This is a genomic window from Labrys sp. WJW (assembly GCF_001676615.1).
GTDB classification, from domain to species: domain Bacteria; phylum Pseudomonadota; class Alphaproteobacteria; order Rhizobiales; family Labraceae; genus Labrys; species Labrys sedimenti.
In genome coordinates this window covers 26463-51341 of the sequence record NZ_LYXZ01000079.1, presented here as the reverse complement: position 1 = coordinate 51341, position 24879 = coordinate 26463, and the positions used below count along the sequence as shown (strand labels likewise).

The following is a 24879-nucleotide window of genomic DNA, read 5'->3' as shown; positions in this document are numbered from 1 at the left end:
CTGCACAGAAATATTGGCAAAGCAGCACAGGGCTTTTTGCGCATCATGCCTGAGAGATTAGTATGGCCTCCAGTGATTCCCCCGCAAGAGCCCGTTTCGCAACTTGAAGCCCGAACAGGACATAGACAATAGCGATCTGACCCAGACGGGTCCCGCTCGGCTGGCGCCAACAGGCGCCTGGGTCGCACGCAATTCGCGGCATCTGGAAAAACTCTCTGCGATCATGATCAAGGCCGCCCCGGCCAATACCGTGGTGGAGTTCGATCTGTCGGGCGTCTCGCAGCTCGACACGCTCGGCGGGGTCGTCATCGAGAATATCCGGGCAGCCTTCGGCGCGCGCAACTCCACGCTCGAGATCACCAATGCCACCGAGGCGCAGGCGATCCTGCTGGCGGAGATCGCGGCCCAGAACATTACGTCGCCCCCTCAGCCGCCGGAAGCGCATCATCTCATCGAACTCCTGGCCGATCTCGGCCAGTCGATGCGCCGAATCGTGCACGACGCCGTGAACATGAACGTCTTTCTCGGCGAAACCATGCGCGCGATCGGGCGCCTGCTCACGGCGCGTACACGCTTTCGCTGGGCCGCCGTGGTGAATCAGATCGAATTGATCGGCCTGCGCGGCGTGCCGATCATCGCGCTGATCTCCTTTCTCGTCGGCGCCATTCTCGCGCAGCAGATGATCCTGCAGCTGAGCTATTACGGCGCCACGCTGCTGGTGGTGTACACCCTGGCCGTGCTGATGTTCCGGGAAGTCGGCCTCCTGCTTGCGGCCATCATGGTGGCCGGCCGCTCGGGTTCGGCGATCACGGCGGAACTCGGCTCGATGAAGATGCGCGAGGAGATCGATGCCATGCACGTCATGGGCATCGATCCCATGGAAGTCCTGGTCATCCCCCGGATCCTCGCCTTGATCATTTCGTTGCCGATGCTGACCTTCCTGGCCGCGATGGCAGGCATGTTCGGCGGCGCGCTGGTGGCCTGGGGCTATGGCGGCATCACGCCCACCACCTTCCTGCAGAACCTGCGGGATTCGATGACAATGCACACTTTCCTCGTCGGCCTGATCAAAGCGCCCGTCATGGCGCTGATGATCGGCATCACCGCCTGCGTCGAAGGTTTCAAGGTACAGGGATCGGCTGAATCGCTCGGGCGCCAGACCACGGCCTCGGTGGTCAAATCCATGTTCATCGTCATCGTGGTCGATGGCGTCTTCGCCATTTTCTTCGCATCGATCAGTTTCTGACCATGGCACCCCCAGACCAATCCCGCGAAATCATCATCTCCGCCCACGACGTGCGCGTGAACTTCGGACCCCGTTTCATCCTCGACGGCCTCAGCCTGGACGTCTATCGCGGCGAGATCCTGGGCGTGGTCGGCGCTTCGGGCACCGGCAAATCGGTGCTGATGCGCACCATCATCGGCCTGGCACCGCTCCACTCCGGGCAGATCGAGGTCTTCGGCCTGGACTATCTCAATTTGCGTCCGCGCGAACAGCAGCGCATCGCCCGGCGCTGGGGCGTGCTGTTCCAGCAAGGCGCACTGTTCTCCTCCCTGACGGTGAAGCAGAACATCCAGGTGCCGATGCGCGAATATCTCAAGCTCTCGCCCAAGCTGCTGGACGAACTGGCCATGCTGAAGATCGCGCTGGTGGGCCTCAAACCCGATGCCGCCGACAAGCGTCCCTCGGAGCTCTCGGGCGGCATGATCAAGCGTGCGGCGCTGGCACGGGCCCTGGCCCTCGACCCGGACCTGGTTTTCCTGGACGAACCGACCTCCGGCCTCGATCCGATCGGCGCCGGTGAATTCGACGAGTTGATCGCCACGCTCAGGCAGACACTCGGGCTGACCGTCTATATGGTGACGCACGACCTCGACAGCCTCCATGCGATCTGCGATCGCATCGTGGCGATCGGCGAGGGACGCGTGTTGGCCCAAGGCCCGATGGAGACCATGCTCGCTTCCGAACATCCCTGGCTGCGCGCCTATTTTCACGGCCCGCGTGCCCGTGCCGCCCTGGCGACCGCCAGCAACGGCGCCAAGAGAGCGAGTTGAGCATGGGGAGCGAGTTGAGCATGGAAATCGAGCTGAACATGGATAGTGCCTGACCCATGGAAACACGCGCTCACAATGCCCTGATCGGCCTGTTCACCCTTGCAGTCGTCGCCGCCGCGCTCGGCTTTGTGGTCTGGTTCGCCCGCATCAGCGAAAGCCAGACGGTCCGGCGCTTCCAGGTGGATTTCGCCGGTTCCGTCACAGGCCTCACCGTCGGGTCGAGTGTCACGTTCAACGGCATCCGGGTTGGCCAGGTCGAAACGCTGGAGATCAATCCCAACAACCCCTCGGGCGTGATCGCCATCATCAGCGTACGCGACAAGACCCCCGTGAAGGTGGACACTTCGGCAAGGCTGGAATTTACCGGCATCACCGGTGGCGCCAACATCCAACTCTATGGCGGCAAGCCGAACACGGAGGATCTCAAGCCCAAGGACGACCAGCAATATGCCGTGATCCAGGCCCAGCGCTCGGAGCTGCAGAACCTTGTCGACGGCGCGCGCGACACCATCACCCAGGCTGCCTCCACCATGAACCGCCTGGATGGCTGGATCGCCCAGAACGAAGCCAATGCCACGGCGACCATTCAGAACGTTCAGGCCTTCACCAAGGCGCTCGCCGACAATTCCGCCAATGTCTCCGACTTCCTGCACAGCACCGGCGAGGCTGCCCAGAGCATCAAACGTGTGGCCGACAACCTCAACGGCATGACATCCGACCTGCAGGCCCTGCTCAAGGCGGTTTCACCCGAGAAGATCGATCATATCGTCAGCAACGTTTCCCTGGCTTCCGACAATCTGACGTCTTTCACCAAGGCCTTCGATGCCGCCAAGGCGCAGGCTGCCGTCGACAATATCACGGCCTTCAGCAAGACGCTGGCAGACAGCCGCGAACCGCTGCAGGCCTTCGCCACCAATGCCTCCTCGCTGACGGCCCAGCTCAATGCAATGGCGCCCAAGCTCGATGCGGGGCTCGAGAACATCAACCGTATCACCGCGGCGGTCGACAGTGCGAAGGTCAACCAGGTGGTCGACAACGTCGCCGCCTTCACCGGAGCGCTCGGACAGAACGCCGGGGAGATCACGGCCTTCGTCAAGGATGCCCGCAGGATTTCGGGCGACCTGTCGGCAATGACGCCCAAGCTCGCCGCTGCCTTCGACAGCTTCAACAGGGTGGCGACCGCGCTCGATCCGGCCAAGATCGACGGCGTCGTTAGCAATGTGAACAAATTTGCGACCACCCTCGGCGATTCCAGCGCCCAGGTCCGCCAGGTGGTCGCCGATGCCGGCGACATCTCCAAGAAGCTCAACCGGGCAGCCGACCAGCTCGACGGCATCATGAAGAACATCACCGCCATGACCTCGGGACAGGGCGGTCAGGGCATGTTCGCCGAGATCACCGAAGCGGCAAAGGCCATCCGCCAATTCGCGACCAATCTCGACGCCCGCACTGCGGCATTGGCGAAGAACCTCGATCAGTTCACCGGTGCCGGCTTGCGGGATTATCGGCAATTGGCCGTCGACGGACAGAAAACTCTGCAGAATCTGCAGCGGACCCTCAACGGCCTTCAGCGCAATCCACAACAGCTGATCTTCGGGCCGAAATCGAATATCCCTGATTACAAGGGTAAATGATATGCGTGGTGTCGGTATGCGTTCCCTCCTCCACTCCCTGCCCGCCCATTCGGCAAAGGCCCTGGCCCTGGCAGCAGCCCTGCTGGCTGCCGGTTGCTCCACGCTGGCCGGATCACCGCCACCGGCCACCTACGACCTCAGCGCTCCCCGGGATGTCGAGGCGCGCGGCAACAGCCGCGCCCAGATCATGGTGGCCGAGCCGACCGCGCTGCAGGCCATCAACAGCGAGCGCATCCTGGTGCATGCCGCCAACAGCCAGATCTCCTACCTGCCTGCAGCACAATGGGCCGATCGCCTGCCCCTGCTGGTACAAGCCCGCCTCATCCAGACCTTCGAGAACGCCCACCGCATCGGCATGGTCGGGCGACCCGACGACAAGTTCACGCCGGATGCCCTGCTGGTGACGGAACTGCGTGATTTCCAGATCGATGCCGGCACTTCGCCCGTCGCGGTGGTCACGGTCGCCGCGCGCGTGGTCAGCCAGAAATCCGGGCGCATCGTCGCCGCCAATCTGTTTTCCGCCCGGTTTCCCGCCGGCGGCCTGACCGGTCAGCAAGCCTCCGCCGCCCTCGATCAGGCCCTGCGCAAAGTGCTGATCGAGATCGTGGCCTGGACGACGGGCAAGGCGTCCCTTGCGTCATAATTTTGATTAAAATTCAATCGCAATAGATTGAAATAAAGGGAATATCCTTTGACGTCCCTCAGCCTGCCGTGGCGACCATGCCTCCGCCACCTGCAGGTTCGGTTCAGCTGAACAGCGCCGCTTTCTTGGTGAACGGCATGACCTCGATCTCGCCGAGGGTCAGGCGAGGCGCGAGTTCGCGTGCTTTCGGCGTAGCGGGCCTGTGCGCGACGGCGACCTCGACTTCCTTGTCCACCACCGCCTCAGGTTCGAGCCTGAGGGGAGCGGTGAAGATCGAGTGCTGCTCCTCCACCGGTTCTTCATCGATGAAGGTCACCAGCCCAGAAGGAGGCGCAGGCTCGAGTGCTGCCTCCACCACGGCCACCATGTCGAGCACCTTGTCTCGCTCGCCCTCCGGTATCGAAAGACCGGCCGCGCCATCGCCCTTGCCTGAGATTGCCGCCCATTTATCGAGGCGATGCTGAGCCGTGTCCTCGCTGGCCGCCAGTTCCCTATGCCAGCGCTGGGTTGCGAGGTGATTGGGAGGCAGGATCAGCTCCTGGCGCGGCACGTCCAGCGTCAGCAACGCCTCGGTCGCTTCCTCGTCGAGCTCGAGGATCGGAAAGAGTTCGTCGGGCACCGCCACGCCGCCCTTGGGGTCTGAAACAGCCTCACCCTGCTCGATGGCAGCGGCGGCGATCTCGCCCCCGGCCTGCTGGCCGCCTCCTTGGTCGTGCACAGTTTCGGTGCTGTCCGGACTCGCCAGCTCTGGCGGCAGGCCGAGAGCCGCGATCTCGGTGGCTGCGTGTTCGAGGCCTTCCCAGCCCCGATCGGCGTTCGCGGTTTCGGCTTCCGGCCCCGCTTGTTCCGACTCTGAGGGCGAAAATACCACAATCTCCGCAGCATCCGTCTCGCCCGCCGCGGCAGCCTCGACCTCGGACATGACCGGCATGGTTTCGGTCATCGTGGGAGGGGGAGCGTCTCCGGCTGCCTCCGCTCCGATTTCGGAAGCGAACCCGATGCCGTCGGTCTCCATAGCCGCCTCGGCCTCTTCGAAAACCGCGGCTCCTTCGGCGGGGTGCTCCTCAAGGGTGGGCGAAGAGTGCTTCGGCGCCGACGCCGCGTTGGCGGTTCCCTTCACGGTTACCGGCGGTCCCGATTGGGCGGCGGCAATCGCCTGCGCGATGTCGGCCATGCCGCGCGTGACCTCGTCGCGGGCATCCAGGGCGCCCACGCTGTGGACCAACCGCTCGAGACGGCGGATCGCCGCCAGCACGGCGTCGGTGTCGGCATTGCGGTTGCGGCGGGCATATTCGGCCAGGAACCAGCGCCCTCGCGCGGTCTCCATCACGGCCGCTTCGATGGCGCCGTAATCCTCTTCGCTGAGCAGCGGTTCGGGCGAAAGCGATTGCATGAAATGGCCCTCGTCAACTGGCACAGGCGGGCGTAAGAGATTCAACGAATCGTCGTTGTCCTGATTCTCACCCCATATAATCCAAAGCGCCCGCCCGGAGCCAATCCTGCGCGGTTGTTTTCCCCCGATGTCGCTGATTTCCTTCAAGGATTGGAGCGTCTCACGCAAATCTGCGATCGCAGCCAGCGTGACCTACGCCCTGTTGCTCTCCGGCCCCGGCGTCTATACGCCCTTCTTTCCCCTATGGCTGGTCGAGCGGGGGTTCAATGCCAGCGATATGGGCCTGCTGCTCGCCATTCCCATGCTGATGCGCGTGACTTCAGCGCCCTTTGCCTGGGTCGGCGACGGTCCGCTCGGCCCGCGACGCACCTTTCTCTTCATGGTGTGCTGCGCGGCCTTCGGCTATGCCGGCCTCACTTTCGCCGAGAGCTTCACCGCAGTCGCCATCAATCTGGCCATCGCCTTTGCCTTCGTGGCCGCCACCACGCCCCTGCTGGACACCATCGTTCTGGGCGGTGTCAGCCTGCATGGCCATAAATACGGCCAGATCCGGCAATGGGGCTCGCTCGCCTGGCTCGTTTCCGGCCTCACCGCCGGCCTGGTGCTGAAGCATCTGCCGATCACCACGGTACCACCCATCCTGGCGATCCTGGCGGCGCTCACGGTTTTCGCCGGCCTGTCCTTGCCGGACGACCGCAGCCGCGGCCGGCGGCTGGTCATGCGCCCGGCGTCGGAAGGCACCTCACCGCCGCTCAAGCTGATGATCGTCTTCGTCGCCGGCATCGCCTGCCTGCAGGGCGCCCACGCCTTTCTATACAGTTTCGGCACGCTGATCTGGCAGGATCAGGGCTTTTCTTCCCTGCAGATCGGCGTGCTCTGGGCCATCGGCGTGGTGCTGGAGACCAGCGTCTTCCTGTTCGGCAGCAATATTGCCGGGCGGCTCGGTCCTTACCGCTTGATCCTGTTCGGCGGAGCCGTCGGCATCACGCGCTGGATCCTGCTGGGCCTTGCTCCCGCCAATGGCTTCGCCGTGGCAGGGCTCCAGGCCCTGCACGGCTTTTCCTTCGCCTGCGTGCATCTGGCCACCATGGGCTGGGTCGCCCGCTTTACACGCAATCCCTCGGCGCGCCAGGGCGTGGTCGCTTCGGTCATCGGCATCGGCCTCACTCTCGGCACCGTGATGTCCGGCGAACTCTACGGCCTGTTTTCAGCCCATGGCTATTTCGCCATGGCCCTGATCGCCATGATCGGCACCGGCCTGGTGGTCGTCGCCGGTACGATCGAGCGCAGGAGTGGCGCTCAGCCCCAGAGCCCGGCTTCGGGTGGATAGACGGTGCTGCCGTCATAGCGCAGGCCGGGTTCCCGGTCGCGGGCGAGCAGCAGCGGCCCGTCGAGATCGACGACGACGGCCTGGCCGGCAAGCAGCAATGCCGGGGCCATGGCCAGGGACGTGCCCACCATGCAGCCGATCATCAGGTCGAGCCCCAGCGAGCGCGCCTGCCCAGCCAGCGCGATGGCTTCTGTAAGGCCACCTGCCTTGTCGAGCTTGATGTTGATGGCGTCATAGCGCCCCTTGAGGTCCGGCAGCGATGCGCGGTCATGCAGGGATTCATCGGCACAAACCGGCACGATCCGCTCCACCTGCGCAAGGGCGCCATCATCCCCGGCCGGCAGCGGCTGCTCGATCAACGTGACGCCGGCCTCCGCGCAGGCGCGCAGATTGGCCACGAGATTGTCGGCCCGCCAGCCTTCGTTGGCGTCGATGATCAATTGCGACCGAGGAGCGTGGCGGCGGACAGCGGCGATACGCGCGGTATCGTCGGGCGTGCCAAGCTTGATCTTGAGCAACGGCCGGTGCGCCGCCTTGGCCGTGGCTTCAGCCATGGCCTCGGGCTCGCCCAGCGAAATCGTATAGGCCGTGGTCAGCGGGCCGGGCTCTGTGAGGCCCGCCATGCGCCAGGCGGGCTTGCCCGCGAGCTTCGCTTCCAGATCCCACAAGGCGCAATCGATGGCGTTGCGGGCGGCACCGGCTGGGACAAGGTCCTGGAGCGCGGCACGCGACAGGCCCGCCTCGATTGCTTCACGCCGTGCCTCGATCGCCTCGAGCACGCCTTCCACCGTTTCGCCATAGCGAGCATAGGGCACGCATTCGCCACGCCCCCTCAGGCCATCGCGCGAGATCTCGACGACGACCACGACCGCCTCGGTCTTGGACCCGCGGGCAATGGTAAAGACATTGGCGAGCGGCCAGCGCTCCACGGCGATGGAAAGATGCGCGGCCATGGCGACGATCAGGCCTGCTTTTCGGGGGTGTTGACGATCAATCCGTCGAGATTGTCGCGAACACGGATCTGGCAGGAGAGCCTGGAGGTCGGACGCACGTCGAAAGCGAAGTCCAGCATGTCCTCCTCCATCGGCTCGGGCTCACCGACCAGAGGCATGAAGGCCTCGTCGACATAGACATGGCAGGTGGCGCAGGCGCAGGCACCGCCGCACTCGGCCACGATACCCGGAATGCCGTTGCGGATCGCCGCCTCCATCACCGTCGAGCCCGGCTCGGCCTCCACTTCCCGGCTTTCGCCGGTGTGATCTCGGAATATGATTTTGACCATCGTCCATCTCAGCTTTCTGACAAACGTTCTATATAGAGCGCATTGGCAAGGTTCCAGTCCGGCCCCATCCGTATTGCGCGCGTGGCGGGCTTTCCGGACACGCCACTTTTCACCAGCGCGGTCTCAATCCCGGGAAAACCTCGAATTTGCCTCATTTTCGCGCGATTTCGACGTGGTAAAAAAGTCGTTAACGATGCTGCTGGAAAGCGTGCCGAAGCGGTTTCCATTCCCAGCCGTGCAGGATAGGATTTCAAGCTGGCAGCATTGTCCTTCGCATAGGTGGAGCGATGCGATCCCCATTTCGCCTGAAATGGGGGCTGAAACAGGTGCAGCGATTTCAGCCTGGGGTCATCCGGATCCCAGGCGGGCGGCGTTGAATTGAGTAGCGTGAGGCAGATTATGGCGAACAAGTCGAAGATGCAGGATCCGGCGGATGCCGCCCTGTCTGCGATCGAGGAAGCACTCAATCTGAGCACGGCTGCTTCTCAGACGCCCGACAAGGAGCCCGCGCAGCTACCCAAGGCCGACGAGGGCTTCAACTTCGAAGTGGAGCCCGAGCCGCAAGAACCGCCGGCCGCCGCACCTCGTGCCGAAGACAAGCCTGCTGCCGACCGCCCGCTCGCCCGCGAACCCCGCTCGCCCGCCAATGACGATCGCGCCAGCGTTGGCCAATTGCTCCAGGCCCTCCAGCGCCGCCCCTCGCGCACGCCCTATTGGACCGCCCTCGCCCTTTCCGCCGTCTGGCTCGCCGGCGGCGCCCTGCTTCTCAGCATCCTCGGTAACCTCAACCTCGCCAACCTGTTCCAGGCTTCCACCTATCAGGCCAATCCGGGCCTCGCGCTCGGCATTCTTGCCGTGGCGTTGCCGCCCTTCTTCTTCTTCGCCGTGGCGGGCCTGATCTGGCGTGCCCAGGAAATGCGCTTCGTCACCCGTTCGATGACGCAGGTCGCCCTGCGCCTGGCCGAACCCGAGGGAGCCGCTGCCGAGGCCGTCACCTCCGTCGGCCAGGCCATCCGCCGAGAAGTCGCCGCCATGGGCGACGGCATTGACCGTGCCCTCGCCCGCGCCAGCGAACTCGAGATCATGGTGCATAACGAGGTCTCGATGCTCGAGCGCTCCTATACGGAGAGCGAGCAGCGCATTCGTTCGTTGGTGGATGACCTCTCGACCCAGCGCGAAGCCATCGTCGGCAATGCCGATCGCGTGCGCTCGGCCATCGTGGTCGCCCATGATGACCTGACCCTGGCGCTCGGCTCCGTCGCCGGTCGCATTTCCTCGGAAGTCTCCGAAGCCGGCCTGCAGGTGATGCGCTCCTTCGGCGAGCGCGGCAGCCAGCTCACATCGGAGCTCGCCAAGGTCGGCGACCACATGGTCGGCGCCATGGCCGATCGCGGCAATTCACTGATCGACCGCATGACGACGACCGCCCAGGACGTCAACAAGTCGCTGTCGAGCTCGTCCGAACAGGTGACCGAACAGCTCAACCGCCGCGTCTCCGAGATTACCGAGCACCTGACCACGACCTCCAACCAGGTCAATGAGAACTTCGCGACCCGCGCCAACGAGATCAGCAGCACCCTGTCCTCGCGCGCCCTGGAGCTCAACGAGACCCTGACCACCAGCAGCCAGCGCATCGTCGACGACATCGTCGAGCGCGGCACGGCGGTGAACGACACGCTGGTACGCACCGGCTCCGGCCTCACCAACGCCTTCGCCGAAGGCACCGACGTGGTGGTCAGCTCCATCCGCGAAACCGGCACCAAGATGGTCGAGCAGATCATCGGCTCCGTGGCCGACGTCAACGGCACGTTGCGCTCGACGGGCGACGCCATTCTCGGCGACTTGCAGAACCGCGGCATGGACGTCGCCGGCAAGCTCGAGAGCACGGCCACCCAGATCGCCGAGATCATCACCACCCGCGGCGGCGACCTTGCCGACCGCCTCACCCAGACCGGCGAGCGCATCCACGAATCCATCGTGGTCGGCGGCGGCGACATCGATCGCCGCCTGGCGGCGACCGGCCAGACCATCGTGGCCAACATCGAAAAGCGCAGCACCGACGCCGAGGCCGCGGTTACGGCATCCGCTCAGCGCCTGCAGGCCGTGCTGGAAGAGGAAGGCACGCAGCTTTCCGCCCGTATCAACACGGCCGCCCGCGATGCCTCCGGCATTCTCGCCATCGGTGGCGATACGCTGACCCGCGTCATCGGCGAGCGCAGCGCTGCTGCCGTCTCGCAGATCAATTTCGGCGTGTCGCGGCTCGAGAACACGGTCGAAACCCAGACCAACGCCTTCGGCAAGGCCCTTGCCGAACGGCTCGACAGCCACGAGAAGCGCAGCCAGGAGATCGCGGACAATCTGCATTCGCGCCTCGACGAACGCCTGTCAGGCCTGGAATCCCGCAGCCTCGACCACGCGCAGAAGGTGCATTCGGCCCTGGACGACACGCTCAAGGGCTTCGATACGCGCTTTGCCGAAAGCGCCGGCACCATCCATAGCGGGCTCGATACCCGCATGTCCGAGTTCGAGCATCGCTTCAAGTCGCTCTCCACCCTCGCCCATGCCGATCTCGACCGGCGCCTGGGCGAGTTCGAAGTGCGCTTCGCCACCAATATCCAGAACAACCGTTCGGGCCTCGACGATACGCTCAAGGGCTTCGAGCAGCGCTTCAACGCCAATGCCGAGCAGGCGCATGGTGCTCTCAGCCAGCGCCTCGGCGAGTTCGAGCAGCGCTTCGGCACCAATGCCGAGGATATCCACGCCTCGCTCAGCCAGCGCCTCGGCGATTTCGAGAAACGCTTCGGCTCGGGTGCCGACAGCATCCATGCCTCGCTCAGCCAGCGCCTCGGCGAATTCGAAGAGCGCTTCGGCGCCGGCGCCGAGACTATTCACACCACGCTCAATCAGCGCCTCGGCGACTTCGAGAAGCGCTTCGGCTCGGGTGCGGACAGCATCCATGCCTCGCTCAGCCAGCGCCTGGGTGAGTTCGAGCAGCGCTTCAGCGCTGGCGCCGAGGATATTCACACCACGCTCAATCAGCGCCTGGGCGACTTCGAGCAGCGCTTCGGTGCGGGTGCCGACGACATCCATGCCGCCCTCAGCCAGCGCCTGGGTGACTTCGAGCAGCGCTTCATGTCGGGCGCCGGCGACATCCAGAGCGCTCTTTCGCAGCGCCTGGGCGAGTTCGAACAACGCTTCATGTCGGGCGCCGGCGGCATCCAGACCGCCCTCGCCGACCGCATGGGCGAGTTCGAACAGCGCTTCATGTCGGGAGCGGGCGACATCCAGACCGCCCTCGCCGACCGCCTGGGCGAGTTCGAACAGCGCTTCATGTCGGGAGCGGGCGACATCCAGACCGCCCTCGACCAGCGCATGAGCGAGTTCGAGCAGCGCTTCGGCTCCGGTGCCCAGGGCATCGAGACCACGCTCAACCAGCATCTGGGCGAGTTCGAGAAGCGTTTCGGTTCCAACGCCCGCGACATTCAGACCACGCTCAGCCGCGAACTGGGCGGTTTCGAACAGCGCTTCGGCGCCAGCGCCGATCAGGCCCAGGCCGCGATCGAGCAGCGCATCAGCGATTTCGAGCAGCGCTTCGGCGCCAGCGCGGACCAGGTCCAGGCCTCGGTCGACAAGCGCCTGGGCGAGTTCGAACTGCGCTTCGGCTCCAGTGCCAACGGCGCTCAATCGGCTCTCGACAAGCGCCTGGGCGAATTCGAACAGCGCTTCGGCTCCAGTGCCGAAGATGCGCATGGCCGGATCGACACGCGCCTCAACCAGTTCGAGCAGTATTTTGCCGGCAGCGCCAATGACGCCCATGCCCTGCTCGATACCCGCCTCAATGATTTCGAGCGCCGCTTCCAGTTGATGGCCTCGACGGCAGCCTCGAATTTCGAGAACCGGATCAGCGACTTCCAGGCCAGCTTCAGCGACACGCTGCAAGCCAACCAGGCCGATCTCGCCGCCCGTCTCGGCGATTTCCAGAGCCGCTTCAACGGAGACGTGCAGAACACCCAGGCCGCGCTCGACGACAGCCTGGCCGCTTTCGAGATGCGTTTTGCCAGCAACACGGCTCTGGTGCGCTCCTCGCTCGACCAGCGCTTCGGCGCCTTCGAGACGCATTTCCTCAACAACTCCTCCGCCTTGCAGGACGCGCTCGACGAGCGCCTGGTTACGCTGCAGGCGCAGGTCGCGGCCAATACCGACGTCATCCACGGCGCGATTGCCGACAAGCTCAACGCCTTCGAGACCAAGTTCCAGTCGAACGCGACTACCATCCACGCCACGCTGGACAATCAGCTCAAGGCCTTCGAGGATGGCATGAGCCATCGCATTGGTGAGGTGAACCAGTCGCTGGGGCGCCAGATCTCCGAACTCGACGACATCGTCAGCAACCGCGGCCAGGCCCTCGTCACCCGCATCGGCGACGATTCCCGGGCCCTCAGCGACGACCTCGCTCAGAAGCTGCTCGGCTTCGAGAGCTCGATCCGCCTGCACGGTACCCGTCTCACCGACCAGGTGCAGGGCCACACCGCCCAGGCAGCCGAACTGCTGGGCGGCAAGCTCGAAGCCTTCGATGCCCGTTTCGGCACCCACACGGCCTCCGTTGCCCAGACGCTGGAAGAAAAGCTGGCAGCACTGGACGGGCAGTTGTCGGATCTCGATGACCGCCTGACCACCAAGGCGAGCGACGTCGCACAGGCCATCGAGGGGCGCCTCGCCCGGATCGATCAGGGCCTGGATAGCCGTGCCCGCTCGCTCAACGAGACCCTGGCAACCCGCACCCTCGAACTCGCCAAGCTCCTCGGAGAAGGCGGCAAGGAAGTCGGCGCCACGCTGGAAGCCAAGGCCCGCGAGGCCAGCGACCTGCTCGATGGCCGCGCCGCCGCCATCGGCAGCGTGCTCGACAACCGCGCGTCCCAGATCAGCGATCTCCTGGATGGCCGCAGCAGCGCCATCGACGAATTGCTCGGTGGCCGCGCCACGCAGATCAGCGCTCTCATCGACGAGCGGACACAGGCGATCGGCACCCTGCTCGACGGGCGGGCCCGCGAGATCACCTCGCTCCTCGACGGCCGCAGCGCAGCGCTCACCGACACCCTGTCGCGCCGTGCCGACGATATCGTCGTGGCACTCGGCAACAAGGGCGCCGACCTGACCGAGACGCTCGGCGCCCGCGCCGAGGACCTGACCTCGCATCTCGACAGCCGCTCCTCGCTGATGAGCAACGACCTCACGGTCAAGGCGGCCGAGATTGCGGCGCAGTTCGACAGCAAGACCACCGCTATCGCAGACGCGCTGTCCAGCAAGGTCGACGAAATCGATCGCGCCCTCAGCACGCGTGCCGACGACATCGCGCATACGCTCGACTCGCGGATCACCCGCTTCGAGCAGGACGTCCTCGGCCGCCTCGCGGATCTGTCGGACTCCCTCGACTCGCGCGGCCTGCATATCGCCGACACGCTCAGCGAGAAGGTGCAGAACGTCTCGGTCGATCTCCTGCAGAACGTGGCTTCGGTCGATGCCACCCTCAGCCGCCTGTCCAGCGACGTCAGCGTCAAGCTCGGCGAGCGCGCGGAGGAGATCAATGCGTTGCTCGACACCCGCGCCAATGCCATGGCCGGTCTGCTCAGCGAACGCGGTCAGCAATTGATCGACACGCTGAACCAGATCTCGGGCGATGTCAGCACCCAGTTGCGCGACAAGACCAGCGCCCTCGCCAGCCTCCTGGGCGCCCGTTCCGGCGAGATCGCCCGGATTCTCGACGAGCGCGGCCAATTCCTGGCGGAGACGCTGTCCACGCGCAGCACCAGCATGTCCGGCGAACTCGGCGATATCGCCGAGGCGATGGCCAAGACTCTCGACGAGCGCAGCCGGTTCCTGGTCGACGCCCTGTCGACCCGCAGCACCAGCATGTCGAGCGAGCTCGGCGATATCGCCGAGACGGTGGCCAAGGCGCTCGACGAGCGCGCCGGCCAGCTCGCCGAACTGATCGGCCAGAAGGGTGGCAACCTGGTCGAGGCTCTCTCGACCAAGCGTTTCGAACTCAGCCAGGCGCTGGAGGCTTCGTCGCAGGCCCTCTCCTCGTCCATCGAGACCAAGGCCAGCCAGGCGATCGGCGATCTCGGTTCGCTGCAGGCTCGCCTGCGCGAGGAAATCACCGCGCTGCTGGATCGGGTTGCCGGCACCAACACCGCCCTGCAGGAATCACTCGACAACTCCACCAAGGCCCTCGATGCCATCGAGGGTGGCCTGGCCGGCCGCCTGCGCGACTTCCAGTCGACCATGCTGAGCCTGGCGGACCAGACCAGCGGCGCGACCGATCGCGTCGGCGACCAGGTCTCGACGTTGCGCGACCTTGCTGCCCACGTCATCAGCGATGTCGGCACCATGGCCAATCGCCTGGAGGAGCAGAGCGGCCATCTCAGCAGCGCCGCCGCGGTCCTCACCGATACGCAGGCCCGTGTCGACCATGCCCTCGACGAACGCCGCGCCACCCTGGAGGCCCTGGTCTCCACCGTTGGCGGCAAGGTCGAGGCGATGGAAGCGATGATGAAGTCCTTCGCCGAGGTGATCGAGGAAAAGCTCGCCAATGCCGAAAGCAAGGCGCGCCAGACCAGCGGCCTGCTCGCCGACAACGCCAACACCACGGCCCAGGCCATCGCCGACCAGTTCGAGCTCATCCGCGCCACCACCGGCAAGGAGCGCGACCGCACCTCCACGGCCCTCAAATCGACCTATGAGCAGGCAGTGCAGGAAATCTCCGGCCTGTTCGGCAGCGCCACCGAGCGTTTCGCCGAAGTGGCCCAGGAGATGCGCGGGATGACCCAGACCGTGAAGCAGGAGTTGGAAGCCACCCGCTCCGAGCTCAAGCGCGGCCTCCTGGAGATCCCGAAGGAAACCTCGGACTCCACCGCCACCATGCGCCGTGTCGTGGCCGAACAGATCCAGGCTCTCAACGACCTCGCCGATATCGTCAGCCGCTCCAGCCGCTCGCTCGATATCGCCGAGCCGACCGACCGGCCGATCCCTGCCCCGCTCCGGCTGCGCGAGCGCGCCGACGTGGCGGCCGAGGCCCCTGCCCGCCGGGCGGAAATGCCGCGCGCCGGCACGCTGCCTCCGGTGCCCGAGCTGAAGCCTGCCGCGCCGGCTCGCAGCACCGCTGTGGCAGCACCCGCCTCGCGGGGTGAACGTCGCGGTACCGGCTGGCTCTCGGAAGTGCTGGCCCGCGCCTCGCGCGAAGAGCCCGAACCGGCTCCCCAGGCCAACACGCCCGCCGTGATGGCCTCCTCCCTCGACACGCTGTCGGTCGATATCGCCAAGATGGTCGAGCATGACGCCGTCGCCGAGGTTTGGGACCGCTACCGTCGCGGTGAGCGCAACGCCTTCTCGCGCCGGCTCTACACGCTGCAGGGCCAGCAGGCCTTCGAGGAAATCCGTCGGCGCTATCGGCGCGACGCGGACTTCCAGGCGACGGTGGACCGCTACGTCCAGGAGTTCGAACAGCTCATCACCGAAGTGGACCGCGAGGATCGCAGCGGCAACATGGCCCGGACCTATCTCACCGCCGATTCCGGCAAGGTCTATACGATCCTGGCGCATGCCGCCGGCAAGCTCACCTGAGCCCGGCTGGAAAACGACCTTCCTCAACTGCCTGGTTGAGCATGGAAAAGGCCCCGGAATTCCGGGGCCTTTTTCGTTGTGGCGGCCAGATGGCTGCCATGCCGAAGCCGGGCTTGCGCTGAAGCGGGGCGCCGCTATTGTCTGTCTATTCTCCGCCGGCATGCCGAAGTTGGGCTTGCGGTAAGACGTTTGCGATGGGTGACGCCTTGTTCCATCAGTTCCATGCCTTGCTGGCGGTCTATGCTCTCTACACCGTCGCCGTCGCCAGCCCCGGCCCGAGCAATCTGGCCATCATGGGCGTGGCCATGGGACAGGGGCGCCTGCCGGCACTGGTGCTGGCGTCCGGCATCATGACGGGCTCGATGATCTGGGCCATGCTGGCAGCCACCGGGGTCTCCACCCTGCTGGCCGCCTATGCCGACGCCATCACTGCCATCAAGATCGGCGGCGGGCTCTATCTCCTCTATCTGGCCGTCAAATCGGCGCGTTCGGCCTTCAAGGCCGGCCAGGACGAGGCCAGGCAAGAACAAGGTCCAATCGACTACCGTCGACTCTACTGGCGCGGCCTGATGCTGCATCTGACCAATCCTAAGTCGATCCTGGCCTGGATCGCCATCATGTCACTCGGCCTGAAATCCGACGCTCCCGGATATACCGCCCTGGCCATCATCGCCGGCTGTGCCGTGATCGGCCTGACCACCTTCGGCGGTTACGCCCTGATCTTTTCCGCCCGGCCCATGGTTCGCCTCTATCAGAAGGCACGGCGCTGGATTGAAGCCACGCTGGCGCTGTTCTTCGGCCTGGCCGGCATCCGCCTGCTGCTATCGCGGATATAAGCCCAGACATCACATGGTCATAGGGCAGCGCGCCAGGCTCCAATCTTGATCGTCAAACCGGCAGGCTGGCACGCCCCTGCTTGACCGCACCGGCTGGCGCAGGTGTGGTCTTTGCCCGGCTGCAGGCGTCCACCACATTGGCGATGAACTGGTGGGCGCAGGCGTCCCACGAATATTTCAAGGCCTCCGCCCGGGCGTCCGCGGGCTTGAGGTCGAGACAGGCCCGCGCAGCAGCGGCAAGGTCGTTGTCAAGGATGCCTGTCCTGCCGGTACTGATCACATCGATCGGTCCCGTTACCGGAAAGGCCGCCACAGGCAGGCCGCTGGCCATCGCCTCGAGCAGGACGATGCCGAACGTATCGGTCAGGCTGGGGAATACGAAGACATCCGCCGAGGCATAGGCCCTCGCCAGGTCCTCTCCCTCGAGCATGCCGGCAAAATGAACGGCCGGATAGCGCAAGCGCAGCATCTCCAGGGCCGGGCCTCCGCCCACCACCACTTTCGAGCCGGGCAGGTCGAGATCGAGGAAGGCCTCGATGTTCTTCTCCACCGCAACCCGGCCGACATAGAGGAAGATCGGGCCCGGCAGGTCGAAGATGCGCACCGGTCTTGGTCGGTACAGTTCGGCATCGACCCCGCGAGACCAGCGCATCAGCCGCTTGAAGCCGCGCCCCGCCAGTTCGCGCTCGAGGGCCGGTGTTGAGACCATCGTACCCGCCCCGGCATTGTGGAAACGCCGGATCCAGCGATAGCTCCAGTCGAGCGGTACGGGAGCGCGTGCGGCGAGATATTCGGGAAAGCGGGTGTGATAGCTGGTGGTGAAAGGGCGCCCCTTCTTCAGGCAGGCCCGGCGCGAGAGCAGGCCGATCGGCCCTTCGGTAGCGATATGAACGTAGTCCGGCTTCTCGGCCTCGATATGGCGCTCGATGGCGCCGAGCGGCGGCATGGCGAGGCGGATTTCCGGATAAGAGGGCATCGGCACCGACCAGAAGCGATCCGGCGCCAGGAAGCCGATCTCGACGCCCTGCCGTGCTGCAGCCGCAGCCGTCTGCTCCAGGGACCGGACGACGCCGTTGACCTGCGGGCGCCAGGCATCGGTGGCGATCAGGATTTTCATGGCGCCGGCTCAGGCGGCGCGCTGAGGAACCAGCGTCTCGTCCTGGAGGGCCGGCGGCTTGTCGGCCTGTCGGACCAGCTCGCTCCAACGCACCAGTTCGAAACGGCCGTCGAAATGCTCGACGATCGCCGTGCAGCTTTCGACCCAGTCGCCGGAATTGATGTAGGTGATGCCATCGAGGTCGCGCAGCGTGGCGTGATGGATGTGGCCGCAGATGACCCCGTCGCAATTCAAACGCTTGGCTTCCTTGGCCAGGGTTTCCTCGAAATGGCCAATGAAGCTGACAGCGTTCTTCACCTTGAGCTTGGCCCAGGCGGATAGCGACCAGTAGGACATGTCAAGGCGCCGGCGAATGGCGTTCAGCCAGGTATTGACACCCAGGGCCGTGACATAGGCCCAGTCGCCGAGCAGGGCCAGCCACTTGGCGTGTCGCACCACCACGTCGAAGGCGTCGCCATGCATCACCAGGTAGCGCTTGCCGTCGGCAGCGACATGCACGGTCTGCTCCATGACTTCGATGCCACCGAAGTGATGTCCGGGGAAATCGCGCAGGAATTCGTCGTGGTTGCCGGGAATATAGACCATGCGCGCACCCTTGCGCGCCTTGCGCAGCAGCTTCTGCACCACGTCGTTGTGAGCCTGCGGCCAGTACCAGCCGCTTTTCAACTGCCAGGCGTCGACGATGTCGCCGACAAGGTAGATCGTCTCGGCGTCATAGGCGCGCAGGAAGTCCAGCAGCATGCCGGCCTGGCAGCCGCGCGTCCCCAGATGCACATCCGAGATAAAGAGCGCTCGATAGCGCGTGCCTTCGCCGTCGCTGTTCATGGCACCATCCTCGCCTGGCCCAAAAAACGTGTCGTCGAAACGAAGCATGAGAGCATGGCGCTTGCTTTGATGCGCTTTGCTGCAGACATCAGCGAAATCGACGACGCATCCTGATTGTCACAAACACGATTCAGTTCATGGTTTTATGACAGGCGACATGTCCAAGGAGACATCGATGCTCTTTCGTCACCTTTTCTCTTATGGCGTCTTGCGCCGAGACGAGAACACCTCGATTTGCGGGCGCGCGCCGAAACAAAGACTTGGAGCAAACGAGCGTTCACTCATGAGCCACCCGGCTCTAGTGATAGGCAATCCACAGCACGACGGCCCCGAGCACAATGCGGTAAATGATGAAGGGCCAGGTCGAAAAGCGCTCGAGAATGCGCATCAACCCCCACAGGGCGGCAAAGGAGGAAATCGCCCCGACGACAAGGCCCACCAGGAGGATCAGCCAGCCTTCGAGGGAGAGATGGGCGCGCAAAAGGGTGCCGATTTCGTGCAAGCCAGCCAAGGCAATGGCGGGAATGCCCAGAAGGAAGGAAAAGCGCGCCGCCTCCTCGCGCGAGAAGCCGCAGAACAGCGACGCCGTCAGGGTCGAGCCGGACCGCGACACGCCGGGGATCAGGGCGCCGACCTGAGCCAGCCCGACGATCAGGGCATCGCGCAATCGCATGTCCTCGACCCGGCGCCGGTGGCGAGCCAGAAGTTCGGCAGCGGCGAGCAGCCCACCCATGACGAGGCAGGCAAACCCGATCACCGGCAGTGCGCGCAGGGGACTGTCGCAACGATTGAGAAGGGGCGCGAGCAACAGGCCGGCCAGCACGATCGGGATCGTGCCCAACACCACGCCCACCGCCAGGCGAAATTTCGGGGACATCCAATCCCCTGTCCGCACGGCCGCCAGCGATCCCAGGGTGATCGAGCGGATATCCGTCCAGAAATAGCAGACCACCGCGCACAGGGCCGCAAGCTGCATGGCCGCGGAGAAGGCCGAGCCGGGATCCTGCCAGCCAAGCAGGGCCGGCACCAATCGCATATGGGCCGTGGAGGAGATCGGCATCAACTCGGTGATACCCTGGACGACGCCAAGGAAAGCGACCTTTGCCACCCCCAACGTCATGAAGCCGGTGTCGACGCCTTCGGTGCAAGCGCCATTCATTCCACACCTCGAAGATTGCGCCCGGCCCAGCACGCGCGCCCACAAAGCTTTCGATCACGGCAACTTTGCGGCAGGCCATCACCACCGCCGAATTTGCGGCACGAAACGCGGGAGCAGCGCTTTGCTGCTTGCGCGGTCGCCAAGATTAAATCGGACACAACTTCGGCTTGTACCCTTGAAGCCACCCGTCGCCACCCCCAACTGCTCGGGTGCTGGGTTGCAACATGGGAGAGGATAATGACCTCTTGTTCTACGCGTGGCCGCTGGCATCCGCTTCATGTGGTGGCGGTTATCGCCAGCTTTCTGATCTGGTGGCCGCTTGGCCTGGCGGCGCTGGCCTATTTCATCTGGGGCGACCGCTTTCCCAGGGAAAAGGTGCGTGAAGGCTTCGAGCGGGCCAAGGCGGAATTCGCCGGCTTCTCGCGTGATCAGCGCAGCTATGCCGGCCAGGGCTGGTCGGCCACCGGCAATGCCGCTTTCGACGATTATCGCCGCGAGACGCTGCGCCGCCTGGAAGAGGAGCGCCGGCGCCTCGAGGAAGAAGGTCGCGCCTTCGCCGAATTCGTCACCAATCTGCGTCGTGCCCGCGACAAGGAAGAGTTCGATCGCTTCATGGCCGAGCGCAATGCCGCTCGCAATGGCAGCGAGGGACACTCCGCCTGATGCGGAGAGCAAGACGCGTTTGGGCGGGAGCGATGTAGACCGAGCAGGTCGCCCCCTGCTCAGGCCGCCAATGTTTCCAAACCGATCACGAGGCCCGCACAGCTCAACCTGTGCGGGCTTTGTCATTTCGCGAGGCTTGGGGACGACAGGCCTGGGCGCAACCTTCGCGAAACCCGCGAAGGACTATCCGTTCTTTTTGCGCAAAGCGTGCTTCCACCGCATTTTGCCCGCAGATTGAGGGGTGCCTTCCCTCTTCTCGACATGAGGCCAACCATTCATCCGACAAATATTGGCGTGGCATCCCACACAATGCTTGCGACCGCCCCCCCGATCGGGCATGGTCCGCACCGGCCGGCTGATGGCATTTGCCTCGCGAGGACCGGCTTTCAGGATCGATAATTTCAACGACGGCCGAAGGGCTGCAATTTTCGTCTAAAGGACCCCACAATGAAGCTGGTACGGTTTGGCGTGCCGGGCTCTGAAAAGCCCGGTTTGATCGATGCGGATGGCAAGATCAGGGACTTGTCGGCCCATGTCGCCGATTGGAGGGGCGATGCCCTCTCGCCACAGTCTTTGGCCCGGATCGCCGCGCTTGCGCCAGCCTCGCTGCCGGAAGTGACCGGTAATCCGCGCCTGGGCTCCTGCGTCGCCCAGCCCGGCAACTTCATCGCGGTCGGCCTGAACTATGCCGACCATGCGGCCGAGAGCAACATGCCGATCCCCAAGGAGCCGGTGTTGTTCAACAAGGCGCCGTCCTGCGTGGTCGGCCCCAATGACGACGTCGTCATTCCGCGCGGCTCGGAAAAGACGGACTGGGAAGTGGAACTGGCCATCGTCATCGGCAGCCGCGCCTCCTATGTCGAGGAGAAGGACGCCCTCTCCCATGTCGCCGGCTACGCCGTCTGCAACGACGTTTCCGAGCGCGCCTATCAGATCGAGCGCTCCGGCCAGTGGATGAAGGGCAAGGGCTGCCCGACCTTCGGCCCGCTCGGCCCCTGGCTGGTCACGCCCGATGAAGTCGGGGACGTGCAGAACCTTTCCATGTGGCTCGATGTCGACGGCGAGCGCGTGCAGACCGGCTCGACCAAGACGATGATCTTCGGTGTCGCCCACATCGTGCACTACATCTCGCAGTTCCTGATCCTGGAACCCGGCGACGTCATCACCACCGGCACGCCTCCCGGCGTCGGCATGGGCATGAAGCCGCCGCGCTATCTCAAGCCCGGCAATGTGATGACGCTCGGCATCGAGAAGCTCGGCGACCAGCGCCAGACCACGGTGGCCTGGAGCGCCTGAGCGTTCCACCGCGCCTGACGGCTTGACTGGCGCCCTTCCCCGCTCGACGAGAGGAAGGGTGTCAGGTGTCGAAAGATGAGACGGCACAACATGAAAAAGCCTTCGCGCCGGCTGGAACCTGCGCGAAGGCTTTTTTATCGGAAGTTCAGCGTCTTACTTGAAGATGCCGGGCTGGTTGGGCTCACCCGGGTCGTCCCAGCGATAGGTCAAGCTGGCTGAGACGATGTCGACGGACGAGTCCGTCTTGGCGAAATAGGGCAATCCCACATAGTGAGGGTTGCGGGCATTGAGCTTGATATCGCCGTTCACCGTGAACAGATGCGAATAGGCAAGATCGACCGAAAGCTTGTTGTTGATCTTGTAGCCCAGGCCGATCGAAGCGTGGATGCGATCGCTGTCAGGCAGACGCAGATCACGATTGAAGTCGGAAATCGGGGACCACTCATAGCCGAGGCCGGCGCGGAGCGTTAGCTCCGGACTCCAGGCATACTCACCACCCACTGAAACATAGTAGCCGTCATCATATTTGAACGGCAGGGTCGTCACTTGGCGGCCCGTCGCAGGTCCCGACGTCGCGATGACGGGAATTACACCGAACCTGCTCCATTTCGTCCATTCGAAACCGGCGGAAAGCGTGAGATCAGGCGTAACGGTTTGCGTGATGCCAATGGTCAACTGATCCGGGAGTTCCAGATCGGCCTTAACTCCCGTCCGTCCCAGCGGAGTGCGCAAATTGCCCTCCAGGTTCTGCTTGACGGAGGAACGGTAGCCTATGCCGATTACGGTTCCCTCGATCGGCGTGATGGTGACACCCGCGGTGAAGCCATAGCCCCAGCTATCGCCCCGAAGGGTCGCATTTGGAGCGTTGGGAGCCGGGGAAATCGCCTGACCGAGCCGAGTCTTGAAATACATGGCCTGGAAGCCGACACCGACCGACAACCAGTCCGTTACCTTATAGGCAATGTTGGGATTGATATCGAAGGAGGCGACCTTGGAGGTGCGTGCGTAGACCTGCCCGGGTGCGTTGAAGGGGTTTTTGGTGACCAGGCCGAACGGCGTGTTGGTGGCAAGGCCGATCCAGAGCCTGTCATTGACCTGGTAGGAGGTATAACCCGCCGCGAGGAAACTATCCTGGCCGATATCCCCCGTCGAGGGCCAGTCCCTGGTTATGCCGCCAACACTGTATGGCTTGATGTCAGACTGCGGGAAGATACCGTTGAGAACCCACTCCGATTGCCAGCCCGGAACGAAGGTCATCGTCGCCGGGTTCCAATACATGGAACTCAGGCCACCCGATCCGGCCGCCACGCCGGCAAATCCCTGCCCAAGACCAATCGTGCTCTGCTCACGCAGCATGAAAGAGCCGGCATAGGCCTGGCTTGCGGCCAGCGAAACGCCGGCCATCAGCAGCAATGCGAGTTGGGTGTTCCTTGCCATTCGTTCCCCCATATCATGACCCGCCGCTACGGCAGGTCCGGCTGAGTAATCTCAGCTGCCTATTGCTTTTGTCTGACCACAGGCAAGTAAGTATTGCTTGCGGATGGTTCATTCGAACTCATGATTCCTCGTACCAGAATATTCGACGCTCCGTAACGGGCAGAGCCGGCGTTTCACCGCCTTTCCGTCACAGCCCCGTCTCAATTCAGCGAGGTTGTTGCGTTCCTGTAACACTCGGTTTTTACGTCAACTTGGGACAGGAAACATGCTTTACCGAGTGAAAAACCATTCGAAAGCTCATTGGTTCGCGACCACGCTGGTCGAGGCCACTCCGACGGCTGGATGAAAGAGGAGTGAAACACAGACGCCTCGATCATCATCTTGTTGGATGACAATACATCGCAAAACTTAGATAATTGCCGAGAACTTCTTCAGGCGGGAGCTCGGCAATGAGCGTCATCCCTTTTCCTCGCGTCGGCCTGCAGAAAGGCCCAGCAGCCTTGTTGCCGCCCATTCCCATCTTCGATGCACGCGATAGCGGCCTGGTCCTGCACGCCCAGGCCCGCCTGGATACCGTGCGGGCGCTGTTGCGCTCCTGCCTGATCTCGATGCCGGCGGAGGCCCATGGCAAGGTGGCCGAACTCGACAGCGGCGCGCATGCCTGGCTGCTCGCCAGCCCCTCCCCCTATGTCGGTGAGATCGAGGCGATCGCCGCGCTCCTGCCGATGCCCGGCGCCTTCCTGATCAACGCAGCCTATGAATGGGGCTGCACCACCCTGGCGGCAGCCGCACCGGACGGACGCGGAGCCCGGCTGCTGCGGACGCTCGATTGGGATTTCGACGGTCTCGGTCGCTTCGTCGAAGTGGTCCGCCAACGCGGCCCTGCAGGAGAATTCCTCAACGTGACCTGGCCGGGCGCCGTGGGTGTGCTGACGGCCCTGGCACCCGGCCGTTTTGCCGCCACGATCAACAAGGGCCCGACACCGGCCGGCGCGGCCAGCGCCAGCGGTGCGATCGTGCCGGATCTGTCCGGCTTGCGGCGGGGACTGATGCCCGCCATGCACCTGCTTCGCCGCGTCTTCGAGGAGGCTCCCGATTTCGCCACCGCGCGGGACCTGATGGAACGCATACCGATCGCCGCCGAGACGATCTTCACGCTGACGGGCCTTTCGCCTGCCGAGACTTGCGTGATCGAACGCAGGCCCGAAGCTTTCGTCACGCAACCCGGCCCGGTCGCCGCTGCCAATGACTGGGCCAATGCGCCGAGCTGGAACAATGGGACGCTGAGCGAAAGCGACAGCCCCAGCCGCCGTCTGGCGATCGCCTCCCACGCCGGCCGGGCCATGGCGCCCTTCGCCTGGGTGGAGCCGCCCCTGCGCAATGCCATCACCCGGCTTGCCGTCGAAGCCGATGCCCGCCAGGGCAGCCTGCGTGTCCGCGGCTATGAGGCAACGCCGGACCGCAGCGATGCCGCACCCGTCACCGCCGACCTGGAGCTCCAGGTCTGACGACAGCGCTTGCGGTGAACACGGGCAATACATTCCCATAGAAAAAGGGGCGGACCGTTGGTCCGCCCCACTCCGGTGTTG

Annotated in this window: 18 protein-coding genes; 10 read left to right on the top strand and 8 right to left on the bottom strand. The window is 64.4% G+C overall.

All coding sequences use genetic code 11. From position 1 onward, the window contains the following. The first annotated feature begins 223 nt into the window (after window positions 1-223). From BA190_RS33120 to BA190_RS33105, 4 genes are read left to right on the top strand one after another with little or no spacing between them, the layout of a single operon-like run. Window positions 224-1246: an ABC transporter permease gene (locus BA190_RS33120; protein ID WP_082980220.1), complete on the top strand. Its 1023-nt coding sequence runs from the start codon at window positions 224-226 to the stop codon at window positions 1244-1246. A 2-nt stretch (window positions 1247-1248) separates the two neighbouring features. Then, the gene (locus BA190_RS33115) at window positions 1249-2055 is read left to right on the top strand and encodes an ABC transporter ATP-binding protein (protein WP_156771811.1); all 807 of its coding nucleotides are present in this window, start codon (window positions 1249-1251) and stop codon (window positions 2053-2055) included. Window positions 2056-2111: 56 nt separating this feature from the next. Next, entirely contained in the window at window positions 2112-3689 is a 1578-nt protein-coding gene (locus BA190_RS33110; RefSeq protein ID WP_068298793.1) for an MlaD family protein, read from the top strand. A 16-nt stretch (window positions 3690-3705) separates the two neighbouring features. Continuing rightward, the gene (locus BA190_RS33105) at window positions 3706-4332 is read left to right on the top strand and encodes an ABC-type transport auxiliary lipoprotein family protein (protein ID WP_068298836.1); all 627 of its coding nucleotides are present in this window, start codon (window positions 3706-3708) and stop codon (window positions 4330-4332) included. A gap of 103 nt (window positions 4333-4435) precedes the next feature. On the opposite strand, the gene BA190_RS33100 is transcribed toward BA190_RS33105, so the two are convergent. Then, on the bottom strand, window positions 4436-5725 hold the full coding sequence (locus BA190_RS33100; protein ID WP_068298791.1) for a hypothetical protein: 1290 nt from the start codon (window positions 5723-5725) through the stop codon (window positions 4436-4438). 127 nt (window positions 5726-5852) lie between these two features. Here BA190_RS33100 and BA190_RS33095 point away from each other — a divergent pair, with 127 nt between their 5' ends. Then, complete coding sequence (locus BA190_RS33095) at window positions 5853-7055, top strand: MFS transporter (RefSeq protein ID WP_068298785.1); 1203 nt, start codon at window positions 5853-5855, stop codon at window positions 7053-7055. On the opposite strand, the gene dgcA is transcribed toward BA190_RS33095, so the two are convergent. The 3 genes from dgcA to BA190_RS36335 are packed head-to-tail and all read right to left on the bottom strand — an operon-like array spanning window position 7025 to window position 8747. Further along, a complete protein-coding gene (gene dgcA, locus BA190_RS33090) occupies window positions 7025-8008 on the bottom strand; it encodes an N-acetyl-D-Glu racemase DgcA (protein ID WP_068298781.1) in 984 nt (327 codons plus the stop codon). The two genes, BA190_RS33095 and dgcA, sit on opposite strands and share 31 nt — an antisense overlap. Before the next feature lie 8 nt (window positions 8009-8016). After that, entirely contained in the window at window positions 8017-8337 is a 321-nt protein-coding gene (locus BA190_RS33085; protein WP_068298777.1) for a 2Fe-2S iron-sulfur cluster-binding protein, read from the bottom strand. Window positions 8338-8345: 8 nt separating this feature from the next. Continuing rightward, entirely contained in the window at window positions 8346-8747 is a 402-nt protein-coding gene (locus BA190_RS36335) for a hypothetical protein (protein WP_156771810.1), read from the bottom strand. Between BA190_RS36335 and BA190_RS33080 the strand changes: the two genes are divergently transcribed. Together BA190_RS33080 and BA190_RS33075 are read left to right on the top strand one after the other, a co-directional pair. After that, window positions 8737-15957 (top strand): hypothetical protein, encoded by a 7221-nt coding sequence (locus BA190_RS33080; RefSeq protein ID WP_068298774.1) that lies wholly within the window; start codon window positions 8737-8739, stop codon window positions 15955-15957. The genes BA190_RS36335 and BA190_RS33080 overlap by 11 nt on opposite strands. 194 nt (window positions 15958-16151) lie before the next feature. Then, a complete protein-coding gene (locus BA190_RS33075; RefSeq protein WP_068298766.1) occupies window positions 16152-16793 on the top strand; it encodes a LysE family translocator in 642 nt (213 codons plus the stop codon). 52 nt (window positions 16794-16845) lie between these two features. On the opposite strand, the gene BA190_RS33070 is transcribed toward BA190_RS33075, so the two are convergent. The 3 genes from BA190_RS33070 to BA190_RS33060 form a co-directional block, all read right to left on the bottom strand. Continuing rightward, window positions 16846-17910, bottom strand: coding sequence for a glycosyltransferase family 1 protein (locus BA190_RS33070; RefSeq protein WP_068298763.1), 1065 nt, complete (start codon window positions 17908-17910; stop codon window positions 16846-16848). 9 nt (window positions 17911-17919) lie between these two features. Next, window positions 17920-18735: a UDP-2,3-diacylglucosamine diphosphatase gene (locus BA190_RS33065; protein ID WP_068298829.1), complete on the bottom strand. Its 816-nt coding sequence runs from the start codon at window positions 18733-18735 to the stop codon at window positions 17920-17922. 298 nt (window positions 18736-19033) lie between these two features. Further along, on the bottom strand, window positions 19034-19894 hold the full coding sequence (locus BA190_RS33060; protein ID WP_068298759.1) for an undecaprenyl-diphosphate phosphatase: 861 nt from the start codon (window positions 19892-19894) through the stop codon (window positions 19034-19036). A 237-nt stretch (window positions 19895-20131) separates the two neighbouring features. Here BA190_RS33060 and BA190_RS33055 point away from each other — a divergent pair, with 237 nt between their 5' ends. Continuing rightward, a complete protein-coding gene (locus BA190_RS33055; RefSeq protein WP_068298751.1) occupies window positions 20132-20557 on the top strand; it encodes a DUF2852 domain-containing protein in 426 nt (141 codons plus the stop codon). Window positions 20558-21004: 447 nt separating this feature from the next. Continuing rightward, the gene (locus BA190_RS33050; RefSeq protein WP_068298749.1) at window positions 21005-21853 is read left to right on the top strand and encodes a fumarylacetoacetate hydrolase family protein; all 849 of its coding nucleotides are present in this window, start codon (window positions 21005-21007) and stop codon (window positions 21851-21853) included. 153 nt (window positions 21854-22006) lie between these two features. Here BA190_RS33050 and BA190_RS33045 read toward each other — a convergent pair whose 3' ends face one another. Continuing rightward, on the bottom strand, window positions 22007-23290 hold the full coding sequence (locus BA190_RS33045; RefSeq protein ID WP_068298746.1) for an OmpP1/FadL family transporter: 1284 nt from the start codon (window positions 23288-23290) through the stop codon (window positions 22007-22009). 449 nt (window positions 23291-23739) lie between these two features. On the opposite strand from BA190_RS33045, the gene BA190_RS33040 reads away from it, so the two are divergent. Further along, window positions 23740-24798: a hypothetical protein gene (locus BA190_RS33040; RefSeq protein WP_068298743.1), complete on the top strand. Its 1059-nt coding sequence runs from the start codon at window positions 23740-23742 to the stop codon at window positions 24796-24798. The last annotated feature ends 81 nt before the right edge of the window (window positions 24799-24879 follow it).

Bases quoted from the DNA above. Each gene is read 5' to 3' on its own strand.
- BA190_RS33070 (WP_068298763.1), bottom strand. From the start codon at position 17,910: ATGAAAATCCTGATCGCCACCGATGCCTGGCGCCCGCAGGTCAACGGC.
- BA190_RS33055 (WP_068298751.1), top strand. From the start codon at position 20,132: ATGACCTCTTGTTCTACGCGTGGCCGCTGGCATCCGCTTCATGTGGTG.
- BA190_RS33080 (WP_068298774.1), top strand. From the start codon at position 8,737: ATGGCGAACAAGTCGAAGATGCAGGATCCGGCGGATGCCGCCCTGTCT.
- BA190_RS33045 (WP_068298746.1), bottom strand. From the start codon at position 23,290: ATGGCAAGGAACACCCAACTCGCATTGCTGCTGATGGCCGGCGTTTCG.
- BA190_RS33110 (WP_068298793.1), top strand. From the start codon at position 2,112: ATGGAAACACGCGCTCACAATGCCCTGATCGGCCTGTTCACCCTTGCA.
- BA190_RS33120 (WP_082980220.1), top strand. From the start codon at position 224: ATGATCAAGGCCGCCCCGGCCAATACCGTGGTGGAGTTCGATCTGTCG.
- dgcA (WP_068298781.1), bottom strand. From the start codon at position 8,008: ATGGCCGCGCATCTTTCCATCGCCGTGGAGCGCTGGCCGCTCGCCAAT.
- BA190_RS33085 (WP_068298777.1), bottom strand. From the start codon at position 8,337: ATGGTCAAAATCATATTCCGAGATCACACCGGCGAAAGCCGGGAAGTG.
- BA190_RS33115 (WP_156771811.1), top strand. From the start codon at position 1,249: ATGGCACCCCCAGACCAATCCCGCGAAATCATCATCTCCGCCCACGAC.
- BA190_RS33105 (WP_068298836.1), top strand. From the start codon at position 3,706: ATGCGTTCCCTCCTCCACTCCCTGCCCGCCCATTCGGCAAAGGCCCTG.
- BA190_RS33060 (WP_068298759.1), bottom strand. From the start codon at position 19,894: ATGAATGGCGCTTGCACCGAAGGCGTCGACACCGGCTTCATGACGTTG.
- BA190_RS33100 (WP_068298791.1), bottom strand. From the start codon at position 5,725: ATGCAATCGCTTTCGCCCGAACCGCTGCTCAGCGAAGAGGATTACGGC.
- BA190_RS33075 (WP_068298766.1), top strand. From the start codon at position 16,152: ATGGGTGACGCCTTGTTCCATCAGTTCCATGCCTTGCTGGCGGTCTAT.
- BA190_RS33050 (WP_068298749.1), top strand. From the start codon at position 21,005: ATGAAGCTGGTACGGTTTGGCGTGCCGGGCTCTGAAAAGCCCGGTTTG.
- BA190_RS33065 (WP_068298829.1), bottom strand. From the start codon at position 18,735: ATGAACAGCGACGGCGAAGGCACGCGCTATCGAGCGCTCTTTATCTCG.
- BA190_RS33095 (WP_068298785.1), top strand. From the start codon at position 5,853: ATGTCGCTGATTTCCTTCAAGGATTGGAGCGTCTCACGCAAATCTGCG.
- BA190_RS33040 (WP_068298743.1), top strand. From the start codon at position 23,740: ATGAGCGTCATCCCTTTTCCTCGCGTCGGCCTGCAGAAAGGCCCAGCA.